The organism is Devosia sp. Z6_126 (assembly GCF_058133495.1).
Window position 1 is genome coordinate 905,512 of record NZ_JBYUNO010000003.1, and the last position, 19,398, is coordinate 924,909.

At 60.4% G+C, this 19,398-nt stretch carries 16 protein-coding genes, 1 tRNA gene and 2 pseudogenes; 10 read left to right on the top strand and 9 right to left on the bottom strand.

From position 1 onward, the window contains the following. Window positions 1-9 precede the first annotated feature (9 nt). Complete coding sequence (locus AC3YOG_RS16610) at window positions 10-534, top strand: DUF4126 domain-containing protein (RefSeq protein ID WP_489935869.1); 525 nt, start codon at window positions 10-12, stop codon at window positions 532-534. Here AC3YOG_RS16610 and AC3YOG_RS16615 read toward each other — a convergent pair. Together AC3YOG_RS16615 and AC3YOG_RS16620 are read right to left on the bottom strand one after the other, a co-directional pair. Continuing rightward, window positions 485-1,225, bottom strand: coding sequence for an RlmE family RNA methyltransferase (locus tag AC3YOG_RS16615; protein ID WP_489890829.1), 741 nt, complete (start codon window positions 1,223-1,225; stop codon window positions 485-487). The genes AC3YOG_RS16610 and AC3YOG_RS16615 overlap by 50 nt on opposite strands. After that, window positions 1,218-2,408 carry a Ppx/GppA phosphatase family protein gene (locus AC3YOG_RS16620; protein WP_489935870.1) on the bottom strand — a complete coding sequence of 397 codons (1,191 nt, stop codon included), beginning with the start codon at window positions 2,406-2,408 and terminating at the stop codon, window positions 1,218-1,220. Before AC3YOG_RS16620 ends, AC3YOG_RS16615 begins: the two co-directional genes overlap by 8 nt. Before the next feature lie 523 nt (window positions 2,409-2,931). Between AC3YOG_RS16620 and AC3YOG_RS16625 the strand changes: the two genes are divergently transcribed. Together AC3YOG_RS16625 and AC3YOG_RS16630 are read left to right on the top strand one after the other, a co-directional pair. After that, a tRNA-Gln gene (locus AC3YOG_RS16625) sits at window positions 2,932-3,005 on the top strand. Between the two features lie 217 nt (window positions 3,006-3,222). Next, window positions 3,223-5,235, top strand: a complete 2,013-nt coding sequence (locus AC3YOG_RS16630) for a hypothetical protein (RefSeq protein WP_489935871.1) — start codon at window positions 3,223-3,225, stop codon at window positions 5,233-5,235. 231 nt (window positions 5,236-5,466) lie between these two features. Here AC3YOG_RS16630 and AC3YOG_RS16635 read toward each other — a convergent pair whose 3' ends face one another. Then, the gene (locus tag AC3YOG_RS16635) at window positions 5,467-6,426 is read right to left on the bottom strand and encodes a hypothetical protein (RefSeq protein ID WP_489935872.1); all 960 of its coding nucleotides are present in this window, start codon (window positions 6,424-6,426) and stop codon (window positions 5,467-5,469) included. 602 nt (window positions 6,427-7,028) lie between these two features. Next, window positions 7,029-7,496, bottom strand: a complete 468-nt coding sequence (locus tag AC3YOG_RS16640; RefSeq protein WP_489935873.1) for a TatD family hydrolase — start codon at window positions 7,494-7,496, stop codon at window positions 7,029-7,031. Window positions 7,497-7,517: 21 nt separating this feature from the next. Between AC3YOG_RS16640 and AC3YOG_RS16645 the strand changes: the two are divergent. The 4 genes and pseudogenes from AC3YOG_RS16645 to AC3YOG_RS16660 all read left to right on the top strand — a co-directional run. Further along, window positions 7,518-7,769 (top strand): annotated as a pseudogene (locus AC3YOG_RS16645) (transposase); the annotation flags it as partial. 505 nt (window positions 7,770-8,274) lie between these two features. After that, window positions 8,275-9,549, top strand: coding sequence for a DUF4357 domain-containing protein (locus AC3YOG_RS16650; protein WP_489935874.1), 1,275 nt, complete (start codon window positions 8,275-8,277; stop codon window positions 9,547-9,549). Window positions 9,550-9,633: 84 nt separating this feature from the next. Further along, on the top strand, window positions 9,634-11,553 hold the full coding sequence (locus tag AC3YOG_RS16655) for an AAA family ATPase (protein WP_489935875.1): 1,920 nt from the start codon (window positions 9,634-9,636) through the stop codon (window positions 11,551-11,553). A gap of 896 nt (window positions 11,554-12,449) precedes the next feature. Beyond that, window positions 12,450-12,656 carry a hypothetical protein gene (locus AC3YOG_RS16660; RefSeq protein WP_489935876.1) on the top strand — a complete coding sequence of 69 codons (207 nt, stop codon included), beginning with the start codon at window positions 12,450-12,452 and terminating at the stop codon, window positions 12,654-12,656. A gap of 196 nt (window positions 12,657-12,852) precedes the next feature. Here the strand turns inward: AC3YOG_RS16660 and AC3YOG_RS16665 are convergent, their stop codons facing one another. The 4 genes from AC3YOG_RS16665 to AC3YOG_RS16680 form a co-directional block, all read right to left on the bottom strand. Continuing rightward, entirely contained in the window at window positions 12,853-13,206 is a 354-nt protein-coding gene (locus AC3YOG_RS16665) for a phosphotransferase (RefSeq protein ID WP_489935932.1), read from the bottom strand. A 30-nt stretch (window positions 13,207-13,236) separates the two neighbouring features. After that, window positions 13,237-13,713 (bottom strand): protein kinase family protein, encoded by a 477-nt coding sequence (locus tag AC3YOG_RS16670; protein WP_489935877.1) that lies wholly within the window; start codon window positions 13,711-13,713, stop codon window positions 13,237-13,239. 272 nt (window positions 13,714-13,985) lie between these two features. Continuing rightward, a complete protein-coding gene (locus AC3YOG_RS16675) occupies window positions 13,986-14,297 on the bottom strand; it encodes a type II toxin-antitoxin system RelE/ParE family toxin (RefSeq protein WP_489935878.1) in 312 nt (103 codons plus the stop codon). A 4-nt stretch (window positions 14,298-14,301) separates the two neighbouring features. After that, entirely contained in the window at window positions 14,302-14,565 is a 264-nt protein-coding gene (locus AC3YOG_RS16680; RefSeq protein ID WP_127753252.1) for a ribbon-helix-helix domain-containing protein, read from the bottom strand. A 301-nt stretch (window positions 14,566-14,866) separates the two neighbouring features. On the opposite strand from AC3YOG_RS16680, the pseudogene AC3YOG_RS16685 reads away from it, so the two are divergent. After that, window positions 14,867-15,452: pseudogene (locus AC3YOG_RS16685) on the top strand (tyrosine-type recombinase/integrase). Window positions 15,453-15,878: 426 nt separating this feature from the next. Here AC3YOG_RS16685 and AC3YOG_RS16690 read toward each other — a convergent pair. Then, the gene (locus AC3YOG_RS16690; protein ID WP_489935879.1) at window positions 15,879-17,972 is read right to left on the bottom strand and encodes a TonB-dependent receptor domain-containing protein; all 2,094 of its coding nucleotides are present in this window, start codon (window positions 17,970-17,972) and stop codon (window positions 15,879-15,881) included. 240 nt (window positions 17,973-18,212) lie between these two features. On the opposite strand from AC3YOG_RS16690, the gene hemP reads away from it, so the two are divergent. Together hemP and AC3YOG_RS16700 are read left to right on the top strand one after the other, a co-directional pair. Continuing rightward, on the top strand, window positions 18,213-18,326 hold the full coding sequence (gene hemP / locus AC3YOG_RS16695; protein ID WP_489935880.1) for a hemin uptake protein HemP: 114 nt from the start codon (window positions 18,213-18,215) through the stop codon (window positions 18,324-18,326). 9 nt (window positions 18,327-18,335) lie between these two features. Then, window positions 18,336-19,391, top strand: a complete 1,056-nt coding sequence (locus AC3YOG_RS16700) for a hemin-degrading factor (RefSeq protein WP_489935881.1) — start codon at window positions 18,336-18,338, stop codon at window positions 19,389-19,391. Window positions 19,392-19,398 lie beyond the last annotated feature (7 nt).

A 19,398-nucleotide genomic window follows, 5' to 3' on the forward strand; every position in this document is an offset into this window, starting at 1 on the left:
GTTCTGCGCTTGTTTCATTCCCTTCTGATCGGCATGGCCGGTGGCATGCGGGCGCTGAGCCCCCTTGCGGCCGTGTCCGTTGCCGCCAATCGCGGTGCCCTGCCCGCCGATAACGGCGCCCCGCCCTTTTTGGGTCATCCCCTGGTGGTTGCGGGCACGGTCGCGCTCGCCGCCGGCGAATTGCTGGGCGACAAGCTGCCCTCCTCACCCGACCGGATCATTGCGCCGGGCCTGGCCGCCCGCGCGATCACGGGCGCCATCACCGGCATGGCCCTGGCCCCGCGCGAACAGCGCTATACCGGGGCGTTGCTGGGCGCGGCCGGGGCTCTCGCCGCAGCCTATCTCACCTTTAACGCGCGCATGGCGGCCATGCGCGACCATGGACAGACCACGACTGGCCTCGTGGAAGATGCGGTGATGCTGGGCGCCACCGCCTGGGTCGTGGCCGACGCCAGCCATGCCAGCACCCGTGCCCTCGAAGAGGCTAGTCCTCGTCGTCTTCCGCCGCCGCCTCGGGCGCTTGGCGCCCCTTGAAACCCTTGGCCAGCAGATAAGCCTCCGCCGAGTCGGAACGACTGGACGGTGGCTTGGAATGCTGGGTGGTGCGGAAGTGGCGCTTGAGCATGTGCAGCAGCTCATGCTCGGTGCCGCCCTGGAACACCTTGGCCACAAACGTGCCGCCCGGCGCCAGCACATCCAGCGCAAAATCAGCCGCGATTTCGATCAGGTGCACGATGCGCAGGTGATCGGTCGGCCGGTGGCCGGTGGTGGGCCAGGCCATGTCGGACATCACGAGATCGGCCTTTTTGCCGCCCATCGCCTCGATCAGCATGGCCGGCGCATCGTCGTCAGTGAAATCCTTTTGCAGCAGGATCACGCCCGGAATGGGATCCATTTCCAGGTAATCGATCCCCACGATCAGCGGATTGGCGTCGGTGGAGCCTGTCGCCGCAGCCGCCACCTGCGACCAGCCGCCCGGCGCCGCACCCAGATCGACCACGCGCATGCCCTTGCGGAAGAGATGGTGCTTTTCGTCCATCTCCTTGATCTTGAACGCCGCCCGCGAGCGATATCCCGCAGCGCGCGCCCGCGCCACATAGGGGTCATTGAGCTGCCGCTCGAGCCATTTGGTGGAAGAAACCTTGCGTCCCTTGGCCGATTTGACCCGGATCTTGAGGTCCTTGTCGGACTTGCGCCCGCCCGTACCCAGTGCCTTGTCAACCATTGCTGCTTCTCCGCGTCGGATAGCGCGAGGCGCGCGTTCGGGTCTTGTCGGCATCCATCAGCGAAATCAGGATCCCTTCGCGCAGGCCCCGATCGGCCACCCGCACGCGTTCGGCCGGCCATTCGCGCCGGATGGCTTCAAAAATCGCGCAGCCCGGCAGCACCAGATCGGCGCGGTCGCGCCCGATGCAGGGGTGAGCCACCCGGCGATCGAACGGCATATTGAGCAGCACGCGCATGGTTTCATCCACCTCCGCGCGGTTCATCCACAAGCCATCGACCTTTTGCCGCTCATAGCGCTCCAGCCCCAGATGCAGCCCCGCCAGCGTCGTCACCGTGCCCGAGGTGCCGATCAGGTGCACGGGATGGGTGGTGATCATCTGGCGCAGCTTTTCGCGGCCCCGGAACTGGCGCAATTGCTCGGCGACATAGCCCACCATGGCCTCGAACACCGCCGGGGTCACATCCACGCCCCCGAAGCGCTCGGCAATCGACACCACGCCCACCGGCAGCGACTGCCAGGAGCGGATCGAGGCGGACATGCGCCCGGTGGCCTTGGGGCGGCCGCCGCGGAAATCGAGCCAGGCAAGTTCGGACGAGCCACCCCCGATATCGAACATCAGGGCGCCCTGTGCCCCGCCATCGATGAGGTCGGCGCAACCGGTGACGGCCAGTTCGGCCTCGGTGCGGCGATCGACGATCTCAAGCTCGATCCCCAGCTCATCCTTGACCCGCTGCAAAAAGGCGGGGCCATTCTCGGCCGCCCGGCAGGCTTCCGTGGCGATCAGGCGCATGCGGGCGGGCTGATGCTCGCGCAGCTTGTTGCGGCAATGGCGCAGCGCCTCGACCGTGCGGTCCATCGCGGCATCGCCAAGCCGGCCCGTCACCGAAACGCCCTCGCCCAGTCGCACGATGCGGGTAAAGCCATCCAGCACCCGAAAGCCGCCATCATGGGGCCGGGCAATCAGGAGCCGACAATTATTGGTGCCGAGATCGAGAGCGGCATAGATGGTGCCCCGATGCCGGCGGGGAGGTGGAGGTGCGGCTGATGTCCGCTGTTCCGAGGGGTATGGAGGCGCACCGGCCCCCTCTTCCCTGCCCGGCTGGCCCTGCGCTGGCCGGGAACGGAATGGCGCATCGTCGGCAAGCGACGGCGCTGCAGCGGACCGATCGGGATCGGTCACTGTGAACTCCTGCGTGCACGGTCGCCGGTCCGGCTTTTCCGGACGCGCCCGGGCACTGTTTATTGCGTGTCACCGGACAAGGTAGTGCAAGGGGCGGCCAAGCGCAATGGCAAGGATTGTTGCTGGCGCGCTATCCTCTTTAGGGAGGTAAGGATATCGACCTCGCCCTTGTCCCTTTGTGGCCCCCACCCTTGCGGCGCTCAAGCCGGGCGCCAAGTCCCTGCAAAGGGTCTAAGCGCCCGAAAGGAGCATGGCAAGAGCCCACAACGGCGGAGCGGACAGCCGCCATTGGTGGGCACTGCTGGCCAGTTATCTACCCTAAAATCAGCTGCTCGGTGCCGCTTCCCCCTTGGCTCAGCCCCTGGCTCGGCTAGGTTTATCCACTTCCCGCTGCTTTATCGGCCACAGCCCCTTGATCACCACCGCCAATGTGCTAAAAGCCGCCCCGAAGCCAGCCGAGCACCCGCCCCGCCAGCCTCCCAGCGCCGGGCTCGCTCACAGCCCACCGATGCCGCTTGCGCATTGGGGAATAGTTCAACGGTAGAACAGCGGACTCTGACTCCGTCAATCTTGGTTCGAATCCAGGTTCCCCAGCCAATCTCTCAGCGAAACTCTTTGTTCCCGGCAAGTTAGTGCCAACGTCGCCGGCCCCACTGCGTGGTTTCCCACCAGTTTGGCCACCGAGTTGGCCACCAGATTCGATTCGACGTGGGAAGTCGCTGGGGAGCGAATTACCCACTCAAGCTGTCGATCCGGTTCATTTGGAGCATGTTTCGACATGCGCACTGGACACTATACGCGCCTAAAGGGACGCGTGACCTACTTCCGCCGGAAGGTGCCCGAGTTTCTGCAGGAAAGGCTTGCATCCACGGAAATCTGTTACAGACTTGGCGTCATGTCTTCGCGGTTGGCAGAGCGGCTTGGCCGCAGGTTGGCAGTCGAAGTCGACGATTTCTTTGAGCGTGCCAAGTCCGACCCTATGTTGAAAAGCGCAGACCTAACAAAGCTTGTCCAAACTGCTCTTGCGGGTTGGCGCGAGGATGATGCCGTAGATGCTGCGACCGACGTCCAGCGATATGGCCGCCCCCTACTTGACCCGAGAGAACAGGCCACGGCGTGGGCGGAGCTTGCGATCGGTATCATCGAGCAAGTTGGCAAAGGCATTAGCGTCTACGATACCGCTTTCGTCACCGACACTGCCCGGTCCGCGGGCGTGGCGACGGGAGAAGATCAAGCCGTTCTTGCGACCGGTGGCCGTGCGCTTAGCCTTGGCCTGGCTACGCACTATCTCAAATCTGCAGTGGCAACGGCCTCAATGCACGGCCTCGCATTGGGTGGAAAAGGGCTTCCTGTGGGAGAGTGGCAGGAGCGGCTTTTCGCTCTGGAAGCTCATCTCGGTCTCGACCAAACTACCCAGGTGACGCGCTTTGATAACCCAGTGACTGCGCCGACTTCAGTAGACGGCCAGAGTATCGCTGCGAACGCGATGACGACTATGCCCAATTCATGGCGCAAAACAACGGATCAAGCGCCCTCCCTGTCCTCCGACACTGATGATACGAGCGTCATGCCGTTCTCAGCGCTGATGGACAAGTGCGTTGCAATCCGCATTGCCGCTAAAGAGGTCGGGGATGATTACGATGATGAGGTGCGGTCCAGCAGACGCATATGGCTTGAAGCCGTCGGCGACCGACCAATCAGTGCCTACAAGCGTGCTGACTTCCTAGCCTTTCGGTCGACGCTACAGCAGGTCCCAAAAGTCTACTGGAAGTCTAAGGCCTCACAGGCCCTTTCGATTCTTGAAATCATCGAGCAGGCACAGGCTAAGGCACATGCTGAGTGGGCAAAAATTTGGTCGCCGGGCAAGCTCAACGACGAAACTGCAATTGCCAAAGCCAAAGGCAATTACGTCCGCATCAGCAACACCACCATCAACCGGCATATGAGCGCAATTGTTCCTGTGTTTGTCTGGGCGATGGACAATGACGAACTGCCCGAAGATACACGGCCGTTCTGGAATAATCTGACCCTTCCCACCGGCCTATCAGTGACCGGTCTAAAACCCAACCAAGAGCGACCCGCTTTCTCACCGGAGCAGATTCAAGAGATCGCCAAACACCCAGTCTGGCTCGGCCGAAAGTCGGAGTATTTTTACAATGCTCCTGGTTTGATAATCATCAGAGACAGTCTGTACTGGGGCTTCCCGATCGCTCTACTGCACGGAATGCGTCGCGAAGAGTTTGCGCAACTCTGCGTTCGCCATGTTCGGATCATCGACGGGATATGGGTGTTCGATCTTCATGCGCATGACTTGAAGCTAAAGAACGGCCCACCGAGGAGGTATGTGCCTCTTCATAGCTGGCTGCTTGCGCTGGGATTTGTCGAGGCCATGGTCGAAGGGCGAGATCTGAACGAGAGACTGTTTCCTGACCTTGCAGACACAGGCGAGTCAGACAAGTTCGGCGACGCGCTCGGCAAGCGCTTTGCCAGGGTGCTCGACGACATCGGCATCGTCATTATTCGAAAGAACAACACCGAGTCGGACGGCGCCTACCATCCGCTTCGTCACCGCTTCATTACGGACCTCCTCACGGCGGGCGTTCGTGAGGGTGTCGTTGACTATCTAAGTGGCCACGCATCGGGAGCGCGTGACCGAGAGCGCGAGCGTGGTCGAGAAGGCGAACGGAGCCGCTATGATGAAGATCCGCCGATCGCGGAATTGCGAGAAGCCATCGAGCGGCTGCCTATTTCAGTCGACCTCCAGCCTTGGATTGAAGCATGGGCTCGCCTCGGGCCGGGTGCAGCAAAAACTCGGCGCAAGAGTTAGGTCTGAACGGCGCCTACCACGATAAGCGTGCCTCCTTAAGCACCGAGTGCCGCTTGGCTGCTCCGACCACCGAGCGGGCTAAGCAAGTCAACGCTTCGGCAGAGCCAACATCGGGTATGCGCAAGGGCTCGCTCAACAAACGTATGGCGTTTCCGGACGCCATACGCCCTCCCCTGCACTTCACGGTCCGAAGTGTGCTGAATAAGAGGCACCAAAGGTTGACCACGACAATCACCTGGATGGTTGGCGACCGCCCGGCTCGTGCTCTTCTTCGAGGACGACATCATCTCCTGCGTGCCGTGCCCGCTGAGACATGACAGAGGCAACAGCTTCATCCAGCGCTCTGGTTTGATCTTCTGAGCGCCGTCGATACTCATCCCACAAAGCTTTCGACGCATCCGGGGCCGAAGAGACGTTAACGGGCTGCGGCATGGGAGAAAGATCAAATTCTTGGCCAACCGACTGATTAATGCGTTCTTCGAGACTGGCAGCGTGATCCAATGCTGCGGGCGGTGTGACTATGGCGTCTTCAGGTCCCCATGCGGCGGCAGTGCGGATGTAATGAGATGGGCTGCGGCGCGAAAAATGCCCGGCCATGCGCGCGATCTCCTCCGTCGTGTAACCTGCGGCAGCCCACGTGGACAGAGCTGTGTGGCGAAAACTAGAAGGAGCAAGCCGCCTCACCTCGACTGCCTCGCAAGCTCGTGCGAGTATTTCCGCAAGAATGCTTAGCCAAGCTTCATACCCACCCTCTTCGACCTCGCTGGTAACGATGTCCAGCAGTGCAGCGAGCGCTACACGGTGCGGCAGGTGCCAATGCCGCACATCAAGACCACGATAATTAGACTGCCCAACCGCACGCTTTGCGTTTGGTAACACGAGATGCCCTGCAACGACTGTGGCTCCAACCAACTCCACCGGCCGCGCACCTAGGCGTGGCATAAGTACGCAATAGAATGCCGCCGCCGCCATCCTGACCCGATCGAGTTTCAGCGAGCGCTCCTTCAGTCGGGCGAACACTTTCACAACCTCGGCTTTGGGCGGATCCTTCCACTTTTTGCTCGCCGTGTGCTGAGCACTGGGTCGACCTCGCAGTGCGTTAACGGCGTCATCCATATCCGTTAGGAAGCCGGCAACCTGGCGCTCGCTGAAGGTACGCGGATCAACCTTCACGACCTCTAAGACCGCCATGCGAAGTTGTTGGCGCCATAGTCCTGCAGTGCCGCTTGGTAACTTTTCAGGGTACGCTCCGACGTATCTGAACAGGGCCTCGAGAGGCCGAAGGTCCGGGGACTGCCGCTGAGCCCTCTCGATCTTCTTAAGCGCTTCCTCTCGGTACCGTTCCAGGGTTTTCGTTGAAGCCATAGCAAAACTTCGGAAAATTGCATATTACTCCACGGTATTTACCATGCCTTCTTCAATTACTCCACGGTTTTTTTGAAAGTGTATGGCGTCCTTTGATATTCCAGAGGAGCAAGACAAAGGGACGACGATGCTGAAAAATCCGCCCCGCCATGGGGGTCAAGTGGGCGCCGGTATCCGGCCCTTGGCGCGGAAGATAGTGGATCGGCGTAATTTGGACGGATTGGGGGCCGTTACCAGACCGGCGGCTTTCAGGATCCGAGGCTGGAGAAGCTGCCGGCAATCTGCAATTCGAGCAATCGCGGCCCGCCAACCCCATTGCCGTCTTTTGACGCTAGTCGAAGAGTTCCTGAAGGCGCACCTGTCTTGTGGTCAGTTCCGTCAGCAAGGCCTGGCCAACTTCCCCCGTATCGACCTAGAGACCGGCGATCTTACGTCGCCATCGGCTCGCCTAAGTTACGGAAGTCCTCGCAACCACGCCAGCTGCAATCATCAAGTCTCCGGAAGAACCAGGCTTTGAGGTTAGTTTTCAGGATGAGTTGAACCTCCTGCTGCGGCATCTTCCATATCTCCGCAAGCATGCTTACGGCCTGCCAAGAGTCCTTGGCCTGGAGGGGGCGGCTTCCCTCCAGCGCAAATGGACCATCCGTTTCGGTGAGTATTCGTCCTTTGGGCACACGGGCGGCAATGGCTTTCCCTGTTTCCGAGCGCAGCATGGCGGGGCCGCAGCTGAACCAGCAGCCTTGGTCTATGGCTCGCTTCAGCTGTGCCTGAGAACCGGAGAACCAATGAAGGATAGGAGTGCCGGAGGAGGGTTCGTCGGCCAGGCAGCCGAGCACTTCGTCGACGGCGCGGCGGCTATGGATGGAGAGTATCCGACCGCCCTTTTGCGACGCCACCTTCAATATTGTCTTGAAGACTTCCAGTCGATGATCCGCTCGAAAACAGCCGCAAGGCTGGATGCATGGCTGCAGGCGGCAAAGACCAGCCTGGTGAGCTCGTTTGCCAACGGTGTCGAAAAGGACATTGACGCGGTCAGGAACGCCATCATCTCTCCCTGGTCAAATGGACAAACCGAAGGTCAGATCACGCGCCTGAAACTCATCAAACGCCAGATGTACGGGCGTGCAAAACTCGATCTGCTGCAGGCACGACTGATGGGCGTAACATAGGAGCCCACTTCAGCAAATATGCGACAGAGCCAAATCTCAGCGAAAATTTCTGCCCTTAGAGGGTCAGATCTCGGTGCCAATCAACAGACCATGCAAATTGCGTCTTGCTCTATGCATCCGAGGATGTGGAGCGGCAATTCTGGCTCTCTGCCCGGGGCTATTCTCCGACGGGCAATGCCCGTGCTCGAGTCTTCCCCAGATATGGTACAAGCCTTTTTGACATTGGGCCCTGCTCTTGCTTTTCCTTGCCGTCGTAAAGTTGCATTCCCTTCGGGTGACGGTATGGAACTCGGCTTTTACTGGTGCCTGCGTTACCAGTAGATTCGTCCGGTGTTAACCATGCGATCGAGGCAAGACTTGTAACCGGGACTAGGATGCTCATCTTGCACATGTCGGCGCCAAACGGCCCGATATGGTCTGAAACGCTCTGTGCAAGGAGCGGCCGACAGGGGTGTGCAAACCACCTGTCGACCTGACCATGCAACCCTGCACTACCAGGTGTCACATGGCTAAAGCCTTTTCTAACGGCGCGGACGCGCCGAGCAAGCCTTATTCCTCTTCCATGAACTATTCCCCGCCGGTTCTGTCCGCTGGCCTGGTGCAGCACGCACTGTTGTCCGGCTCGACGCAGATTACGATCCTGCGCATCGTCGATGAGACCGGCAGCGCCACTCTTGGCGACATTGCCGGTGGCCTGGCCGATCACCCCGATCCCGCAGGTGCCGTGTTGGTCATGGTGGATCTTGGTATTCTCGTCATCGACTATGCTGGCGTAATCGACGAAAACGCCATTGTAAGCCGCGTGCCTATGGATCGCGATCCGAGCTTTGCGAGCAGCGAGATCGATGCGGGCTCCTGCGGAACTGGTGTTATCCACCGCGTCGATGGCATGAAGGGCTGTACAGGCAAATTGCCCCTTCCTTCGGGCGTCGACCAGCTGGTGGCCTCGCCCCTTACTCCCACCGTGTTCGTGGCAGGACCTGAAGCGCGCCGTAGCGTTGGCAAGATCGGCGCTCTACAGCGCCCGGGGATCTACGCGCTGATTGGCGAACGCCAGGTCTATATCGGCGCAAGCGCATCGGTCGCAGCCCGTGTCGCTGGCGGTCAGCAGCCAATCGCCGATATCAAGACCATTGTCGTCATCACCGATGCAAACGGCAGCCTGTCTGAAGTCGATGTGCTTGCCGCAGAACGCATGTTCTTTTCCCGTGTGCAGGCGACGCGTGCCTATCCCGTCATGAACGAGCTTCCGATTGGCGCTGCCATCGATGCACAGCGCTATAGCGAGATCGATGCTTTCCTCGCTCAAGCATGCCTGACGCTGCGCCACAATGGCCTCCTGTTCACCGGGGGCGCAGCTCGGGCCGTCCTTGCTGGTCCACGCAATGAAGCTGGGCGCGTGGGGCCATTGCGCCCTTTTAACGAGATCCCTGTGGGTGAGCGGCTCGAGCTGTGCTTTGACGATGGTCTGGTTGCTCTGGCCGCCCGGCAAGACGACAATCGCTGGATCTTGCTGCAGGGCTCCGATGTGCGCATCGAGACCGCCGCGAGCGCCAATAGCAGCACACGCTTCCAGCGTTCCGCTTGGCTGCATGCTGGCCTGCTCGAGCTCTCGGCCGAAGGCCGCAGCTTCGTGACCACCCGCGATCTGATTTTTCGGAGTGGGAGTGGCGTCGCCCAGTTCTGTGTCGGCTCAAAGGGGAGGACGCGCGATAGCTGGCAGCCCATTGATCCCCATGGCGGGCTCGATCCAAATACTGCGGATTTGATCGCCGCCTGAGCCCTCAGCCCAAACAAACCATCCTTATTGATCCGACGGAGTGCGCGCGCCTGCGCGTTCTCTGGCGCATGGAGTCTGCCTGTGATGGCCGAACACGATATCGACGACGACGACTTCAACCCCGGGGACCTCGACGCTTTGACCGAGGCACTGCCCAGCTCTGCCGATTGCCTGATCGAGATGGCCTTGGACAAGGCACTCACGGCAAAAGCGCGCAAACTGATTGCGCGTGGATCGAGCGCCATTATCCTCGCCGTACCCGATCCTGAGTGGTCGCAGCTATTGGTGCGGCGCGTCGCTAAGCTCTCTGATAACGTTTCGATCAGCGCCGTTCTTGAACGCACCGGCCGGAAGAAAGAAGAACGATTGGTTGGGGCCGATGCCTTGCCCATGCTTCAGCGTGGCCGTTGTCTCTTCTTCATCTCCCATGATCCTGCCGGAACTCTGGATCCGGCGGTACTGGCTGCGGCGGACGTGACTATCTTGATTGGAGCACTTACCGTCCCAGCGCTGCGCAAGGTAATCTGCAAGGTGACTGGCGGTATTGCCCGTGGTGTCACGGCTGAGATGGCGGCAGTGCCACTGCCGTCGGTCATCAGCGCCATCCGCCCGGGCATTTCGGCGCGCGAATGCGTCGCCAATTTGAAACGCGCCATTGTGCCGCCGACGCAGAGTGCTGAACTCGATGTGCCGCTGCTCACCCAAATCCCACTCGTGAATGAGTTGCGTCGCTGGGCTGACACGACACTGGATGACTTAACTGCTGTCGCTGATGGAAGCCTTCCTCCCAGCGCTTTGCCCTATGTCACGTTGGAAGGTGCGCCAGGAACTGGCAAGACGCTTCTAGCGCGGAGCCTTGCGCGCACGGCGGGTTGGAAGTTTGTCGATAGTTCAGTCGGCTCGTGGTTCACGACCGGGGATGGTGCGCTTGGTGGTGTTGCTCGTAACCTCAAGAGCTTCATCGATGCAGCGATTGCCGCCCAGCCTGCGATTGCCTTTCTGGATGAACTCGACGCACTACCGGATCGCGCCAACCTGGATGCGCGGGGGCGTGACTGGTGGACACCTGTCGTGACGTTGATGCTGACCGAAATTGATCGCCTGCGCGCATCGGGCGCGCGCGTGCTGCTCCTCGGCGCCACGAACTACGTCGAGCGCCTGGATGCTGCGCTCGTCCGCCGTCTCCAGCAGCGGGTCACCGTTCGTGCGCCTCAAAGCCGTGAAGAGATGGCCGAGCTGCTCAGGTTTCACCTCAAAGAGGATCTTGCAGATGCCGATCTTATGGTCTTGGCCCATTTGAGCATTGGTGCAACGCCGGCCCGCGTCGAGGGCTGGGTTCGTGAGGCACGCGCCGCGGCGCGCACTGAACAACGGGTGCTCGCGATTGAAGATGTCGTCGCACAGGTGACGCCCAACGACGGCCGTCGGCCTGCCGATATCCGCGCCATTGCGCTCCATGAGGTTGGGCACGCTCTGGTCGCCCATAGGCTCGGCCATACGGTCGAGATGGTCTCCATTATCCCCAACGCCTCAATTAGTGGCCAGGTTACCAGCGTGCTGCCGACGATCGTGCCAACGCTGTCCCATATCCATGATATGGCCACGGTGATGCTGGCCGGTCGTGCGGCTGATCTTGCACTCGGCGGCGGTGCCAATAGCGGATCCGAAAGCGACATTGAGGCTGCGACGCGATTGCTGATCGATGCATACGAGCGCCAGGCATTGGGGCAGGGGCTCCTTTATGGTCCTGCCGTATCTAAAATGCCGTCGACCATTACCATCAAGGCAGTTGCGTCGGACTTGGCGGCCTTGCTCGATCGCGCCGTGTCTATGCTGGAGGCGGAGCGCGATCTTGCAATCAAGTTCGCAGAGCACCTCACAACGGCGAAGATTTTGTCCGGCGATCAAGTGCGAGCTTTCCTGGACGCCGGCTTGTCGGGTAACAAACAGCGAGCTGCCGCGCAGGCTCCCCGTGATGTGCCACGCGTTCCCCTTTCAATATGAAGGGGTCCCATGGCGCGTCTAGTACGTGGTGCATCACAAGCGCGGTCTTGGCCATGGACAAGGATCGCCGTTGGGCGCGGGCCGTGAGCAGTCTCTATCGGCTGGCATATCCACTGTCGCCAGAGGATAGACGACCGGATTTGCGACCAAGGCTATCAATCGGGCATGCGAGCTTGATAGCACCTGCGTATCGCGCACGTTTTGTTGCTTGCCAGCTTTTCTCCGAGAGTATCGGGGAAAGGAGAATTCATGACCCAAACCACCAAACCAATCGTCCTTGCCCTGTGGGGAAAGGGTGGCGCCGGAAAAACGACGACCGGCCTGGCTCTTGCCAGCTTTGGCGGTCGCTGAAGGGCGCCGCACAGTCGTTCTTGATGCGGATCCTCAGCGTTCCTCGAGCGCTTGGTACCAGTCGAGCAAAAACCGATCGTTCTCTGTCCACAGCACGGAGATCACTTCTGTTCCTGGCCTAATCGAGCGCGCCAAAGCCAAATATGACTTGGTCATTATCGACAATGCACCTGCGCGTTATAGCGGGTCGGATTTGATAGCGGGCAGTGCCGATCTTTCGCTGATTGTCGCAAGACCCAACATTTTCGACATCACTCTCGCTCTTGAATGGGTAGGCATTGTGCAGCGCGCTGGTGCCGACCCGCTCGTCGCACTCACTGCGGCACCTCCCCAGCGCCAGGGTCTACTGGCTCCTGCAGTCAAAGCCGCTCGTGCGCGCTTGACCAAGGCCGGCGCTCTTGTTTGGTCGCATCAAATCACTCAGCGCCAGATCCACCCTGAGCTCATTGCCCGAGGAATGTCCATTGCAGACCTGCAGGAGACAGCCCCCGCGCGTGAGGACTACGAGCGCCTTCGGGCATCTCTCTGCCGCCGGGAGGAAAGTAATGGGTGACCGGGCCAAACCGCGTGCCACCGCCATCGCTGAAGACCTCCTGGAGCCGATCGAGGGAAGGGCGCAAATCTGCTACCGGCTGTCTCGCGACCGTCGTGATCTTCTGCATCGTGTGGCATTGGACCGTCGCACAAACCTGCAAGGGCTTCTGGATGAAGCTGTGGGAGATTTGCTGGCTAAAATTCAAGCAGACATTTAGTCCAGTCATATTGCAAGCTGTCTTGCTAGCAAGCGAGCAAGACAGCTTGCAAAAATTTCAGCGGCAGAGACGCGCCCCCGTTCCTGCCGTTCAGCCAGTCCGATCAAGCTCCTGAAAGCAGCCATTCTGGTTCGGCGCACTAGAACGGCCACCATGGGGTGGTTTTCTGCCAGTCTGCAAATGGGTGATGCTCAGACTAAGCGGACAACACCCGCCGGCACCACGACCGGACGGCGGGATCGTCGTGCGCAAAGCACCAGCAACTGGCTATCCATCGCTTGGCACTCAGATAGTCGCTATCCAAGCCCTTGGACCTAAGCCATTCGAGAGCCAAGCCTCTGTCATCTTCGGATGCCAACGGAGAAAGTTCGTGGTCGAGATAAGCGACTGCCGACCAAACATCGAGACGCCTGTCCGCCATCCTGGATGAGGGGCCGAAGTCGATTATGGCGCTGACACTGCCCCCTTCCACCAACACGTTGTCAGGGAAGATATCGAAGTGCACCAAGGAAGGGGTCGAGCAGTCCGGCATTTCTCCGGGCTCCACCATGACAAGTTCGGCCAAAGGCCCACCGACGAGCTAGACGCTGCGCAACTTGTCAATGAGGTACTCGCTGTAGGTGGTGGAACGAATGCCGGGCGGCGCAAAAAAATCGCCCCAGAAGGGCATGTGGATTTGGATGTCGCCTATCGATGCCGCTGCGTCCAAATAGCTGCAAACCAGGCGATCGCGAGATCGACCTTGAGTAGTCTTCAAGGTCTCGGTCAGCGTTATGCCGGTCAGCCTTTCCTCGATCACCGCCACGCGCCCGCCGACGTTGAAGATGTCGATCACTTTGGGTGTTCTGAAGGCTGCCGCCGTGTGCGCAGCGGAAATCTTCTGCAAGAGTTCTGCACGCGTCCGCTGAGCGCCTGCTTGCCCGCCGGGCCGCACCAATCTTAGAACTCGATCACCGCCGATGTCGAACACCCGCGCTTCGCTAGCCTCACCGATAAGAGGAACGCCTCCCCATCTGAGGTGCGACAGCACTTGTTCGTCGGACCACTGGTTCTGCATCGGTGAGCTTTCCCACTGCAAGGAGGCTGCAACAGGTGGGTCTCGGAGCTGCGTGGTCAATCGTTACGTGTGGAGTGACCGCTTCCTTGCTCACCCCTAAGATCTACAACCAGGTGGCATTCTCCGCGGGACGTGGCCCCGGACGGCAGGCGGACCTCTCAACGACCACTTATGAAAAGTGGCGGAGGGGATGGGCCTACCGTCGAACCTTCTCCACCAGCGGAAGCCGCCGACGGCCCGTGCAAGCAATGTGGGCGTGGGCGCCTGCCGTCTCAGTCGCGAAAATCTTCCTTGAACCTGTCGATCTGGTGCATGCGCTCATGCAGAATCGCGACGATACCCATATCGCCGTCGGACAGTCGGCGCCAATAAACGAAGTGGTGCTCGTACCGGAAGAAGAACCCTTCGACGCCGAACTCTGCCGGGATGGGCTTTGAGGCGACGCCATGCGCCTCGATCCGTTCGAACGCTTGGAACATGCCGGTAATGTAGCGATCGGCCTGAACCTCGCCCCATCGGTCGCGCGTATAGCGGTAGATGTCATCGAGGCGGAGTGATGCCGCCTCCTGAACCCGGATCGCCATCCGGTCAGGCCCGGTTGCGAGCAATGACTTCGGCCGCTGTCAGCTGCCCGTAGCTGGTCTCGGGCGCGGCGAATGCGCGGGTCAGCTCGGCCTTCAGCCGGTCGAAAGCCTCCTGCTCGGCCCGCTCCTTGTCTCGCCGGATCAGGTCACGGACATATTCGCTGATGTTCTCGTAGGAGCCGTTCTCGCCGACATTGGCCGCGACGAAATCGCTGAGCGCACCGCTCAGACGTACGGTCATGGTCGTCGTGGTCGTAGTGCGGGACATGGAAGGCTCCTCATGCTTGGCGTGTATTCAATATAACCAAAAAACACGACACATCAAGGAAGGCGGCGGCCCAGTTTGGCTCCGCGCCGTGGCCGGACCCCAGGCCACCTCAAATCTGGATTCGATAGTGAACTAACTTCCACCGTCGGCCGACCGCGTAGCTACATCTGTTGTCAGACATGTCTGCTTTTCGGAATTTGCATAAGTCCATTTATCGGCTGGAATGGGGTCCCAGATCCGACGCCGGTCACGTTGCCATAGTCGTTCTCTGCACGGCCGCTTTGGCCGAAGGAGAAATGTGATGGGTATCTCTCAGTACGACCCTGCTGCTGCAGGGAGACCTGCCTGGAATGCCGGCCGGCAGCTTCTTCCTTGACCGAGAAGGAAGGATGAGAGACCGAGCACTCTTTGACCTGGCGATAGACAGCAAGCTCCGAGGCTGCGATCTCGTGAAGATCAAGATCGGCACACTCGTGGCAGGACCGGCCATCCGGTCACGGTCAATGGTGATCCAGCAGAAGACGGGGAGGCCCGTCCAGTTCGAGATCACTGCTGACACACGAGCCAGCCTACTTGCCTGGCTCGAGCGACGCGGGGGCACGATTGATGACTTCGCGTTCCCGAGCCGAGTTGTGGCCAATGGCCACTTGAGCACCCGCCAGTACGCCAGGCTGGTAGACGAGTGGGTCACGGCCATCGGACTAACGCCTGAGGAGTATGGCACCCATTCTCTGCGCCGTACCAAGGCGTCGCTCATCTACAAGGCCACAGGAAACCTGCGAGCCATCCAGATACTCCTCGGTCATAGCAAAATCGAGAACACAGTGCGGTACCTTGGCGTGGACGTCGACGACGCTCTCTCGCTGTCAGAGGCTACCGAGATCTGAGCAAGCGACTTCGCCGGCAGCCGTTTCTGCACCGTCGGCGAGGCGCCCCATTTCAGACGTTCAACCTGTCCGACCAAAATCTGAAAACCTGCCGGTCGGGTTCGGCCCCCCGAAACGGCTTCCATGGGATAAATCTGCGACCGGCAAGCTCTGAAGGAGAGTGGCAGAGCGACTGGGCGCAGCGTGCCGAGGACAGCAGCATGCGTTCAGCCGAGCTGTAGATGCGGGAGATAGTCCGAGGCTGGACAGTACCGAGAACAGGATAGCCCCGATAAACAACGAGATCGAGGTCTGCGCCCGACCACCCACAATGAGGGGAATGGCCGACGGTGGGGCTAGGGCCGCGGCAGACGCCCGCGACCCGACCAGCGTCGACTAGGCAAACACCAGCATGGTCAGCCGGATACACCTCTGGCATACCACGGCTCAGTAGTCGAACTGGTGCGCCACGCTGATTTTGAAGGTGCGGCTGAGGGAGCGGTCGAGGGCTAGGTTTTCGCGGTAGTCGGCGTCAAAGAGATTGTCGATGCCCAGCCCAATTTCGGTGCCCGCCAAAGGACCGTAATCGGGCTTCCAGGTGGCGAAAAGATCGAGCGTCGCAAAATCGTCGGCCGGACCGTCGGCCGGTCCGGTGATGTATTCGCCAGCCTCCGCGAGGGTCAGCCGCGCGCCATATTCCATCATCCATTCCGGATAGCGCCCGCCGAGCGTTGCCACCAGCCGCGATTGCGGCACGGTCGAGAGGGGAGCGCCGGTGACGAGGTTTGTGCCAATGGTCATGGCATAAGCGAGATTGGCGAACATCCATTCGGCGTCATAGGCCGCTTCCACCTCGATCCCGTACAGTTCGGCTTCCGAGATATTGCCGTAATAGGGCAATCCCCGGAGGCTGGGATTGGAGGCGATCATGTCCTCGATGCGATTATAGAACACCGTGGTCTTGAGCGCCCCCGTGTCGCCGCTCGTGAGCAAATCATTGCCTGAAATGGCAAAGCCGCCTTCCACCGTGTTGGCGCGTTCCTTGCGCAGATCTAGGCTCGTCGTCTTGACCGGGCTCGAAGAGTATAGCTCATCGATCGTGGGCAGCCGCTGCGTGTGCGCAATGGAGCCGAACACACTCAGATTGTCATTGAGGGCATAAAGTGCGGCAAGCTTGGGGGAAACCGCTACATCGGAGCGCTCTGGCAGTCCGGCGGTTTCCGGGGTGATGTCGTGCCCATCGCCGCGTAGGCCGGCAATCAGGGTCAGCCGATCGTCCCAGATGAACTCATTCTGAATGAAGAGCCCCAGCTTGTCTTCAGTGCCTTCTGGATGGCTGGCGACGGGCAGATGACCTACCCCGGGGAAGTTGACGAGCCGGTCCTGGGTGCTCGCCTGAAAGCCGATGGTTGTGTAATTCTCGAAGTCATCTCCGATCCACTCCACCGTGTTATCCCCCGTCAGTTGCAGGGTGCGATACTGGTAGTCAGTGTCCGCAAAAGTGGTGGGTGCTGGGGCATTGGTCAGCGGCCCGTCGAGTACTGCTCGGTGATTGCGCTGCATGTTGAGCGTATCGGAATAGCTCAGCGCCAGGTTCACATCGAGCCAGGGATTGTCAGCAGCCGGGTTGGACCATTTAACCACGGCTGTCTGGTCAATGACGTCGCGATCGATAAAGCCGAAAGGATCGAACGGCATGACGCCGGTCTGAGCATAACGGCTCTGGTCGGTCCGGCTATCGAAGCGCTGGTAGGAGGCCGTGAGGGTCTGCTCGTCGTTATCACCGAACTGTGCCTTGCCCTTGATGAGCCCTGACAGGCTGTCAAAGGCCGAGCCAGCCAAGGGAGCGCCGTCTGCCCGGTCCATTTCTTCAGAGCGACGCCAGTTGCCTGCCGCCAGTACTTCGAAGGTCTCGTTGATCTGTTGGGCCAGCACCGCGGAGGTAAGGGTGCCCGCCCCGTTGCTGGAGAAGCTCTCCTTGAGCCGCAGGGCGCCGGTATTGCCTTCCCGGATGAAGTCCGAGGCATCTTTGGTGGTAAAGTTGATGACCCCGCCAATGGCACCAGCGCCATAAAGCGTCGACGAGGCTGGTCCGCGCAGCACCTCCACCTGCTTGAACAGCTCGGGATCACCAAAGAAGGATCCCATGCGATATTGCTCGAAGAATTTGGGCTGCCCGTCGATGTTGACGACAATGCGCGCGGCGTCCGAGGAATTCTCGGTTGTGCCGATGCCGCGGATGTTGAAGGCTTCGCCAAGCTGGCGCTGGGCGCCCACTATCGTGACACCCGGCACGGTATCGAACAGATCCCCGGTGGTAGTGGGTTGCAGCCGCTCGATATCGGCCTGGTTGACGACCGTGACGGCCTGAGGCGTATCGATCGCAACTTTGGGCGCCCCGCCCAGCCCTATAACCAGCCGCTCCAACAGCGTCACATTGGATGCATTCACATCGGGCTGCGCGGCAGCTCCCTGTAGCGTCATCGCCACCAGCCCAATGCCGCCCAGCAGTGCTGCGGCGCGGCTCCTAACCAGCCCCATTCCAAACTCCAGATTCATGTGTGTTGATGGCTGGCTGGCGGTCGCTGGCTGGCTTCGAAATCGACGAAACAAATATGACTCTGTCGATCACCTATTGCGCTGTTTAGATATTATGGCTAAGTGAGTCAAGTTTTCTTGAGGGGCCCAGGTCGTGCTGAATGCATGACCTAAGATCCTGATACTGCCGGTAAATTCATGTTCCCACCCCTAAAGCCCGCCGACCCAGACAGGACCCCGACCGTGCTCAACAGTGCTGAGCTCTTCGCCGGGACGAACGAAATCGTCATCGTCCACAAGGGTGTTTCCTATCGGCTCCGCATCACCCGCCAAGACAAGCTCATCCTGACCAAATAGGCCAAGAAATTGACCCAGCCAGTTCCAAAGTCACCCGAGGAAATCCGCCGCCTTCGCGCCCTGCATTCCCAGATGCGGGAGCGGGATTTCGCCCGCATTCATTCCATCTCGGAAGCAGAGCTCGTGGCGGCCCAAATTGGCCGCTCCACTCTGCGCCTGCAGCCCAATGTCCAGATCCTGCTCAACGGCTTAGTCGCCTGCGGCGAGATCATGGCGCTGACCCGCAACGAGTCGGCCGTGCACGAAAAGATCGGGCCGGTGGAAAAGATCGTCGTGGGCCCGATGGCCTCGATGACCCTGGGCGAGCAGATCGACCTGCGCCTGTTCCCCAAGCGCTGGAAATTCGGCTTTGCGGTGGAGAAAAAGGCCGAGGATGGCGCGGTACGCCGCTCGTTGCAGTTCTTCGATGGCGACGGCACCGCCGTTTTCAAGGTGCATGCGCGGCCCGCCACCAATCCCGAGGCCTGGGCGCTGCTCGTCGACAATCTTCGCCACCCCGAGCAGGCCGACCACATCACGCTCGAGCCAACCGCGGCAGAAGCGGCCGGCGGAGAGCCGGCGGGGATCGAAGAGTTGCGCCAGCACTGGTCGGCCATGACCGACACCCACCAGTTCTTCCCCATGCTGCGAAAGCTCAACCTGCCGCGGCTCGAAGCGCTGGAAATGGTGGGCGAAGACTATGCCTGGCAACTTGACCACAGCGCCGTCGAGGCCCTGTTCGCCGCGGTTGCTGGCACAGATCTCCCTGTGATGGCCTTTGTTGGCAACAAGGGCTGCATCCAGATTCATTCGGGACCGATCACCAATGTCCGGCTCATGGGCCCATGGCTCAATGTCATGGACGAGACCTTCCATCTCCATCTGCGACTGGACCAGATCGCTGCCGCTTGGGCGGTTCGCAAGCCCACCACTGACGGGCATGTCAGCTCCGTCGAGGTCTACAATGCCGGGGGCGAACTCATCATCCAGTTCTTTGGCAAGCGCCAGGAAGGCACAGACGAACGGGCGGCCTGGCGGACGGTCGTTGAGCAGCTCCCTGCTTTCACCCGCACCCATGCGGCTTGAGGTCACC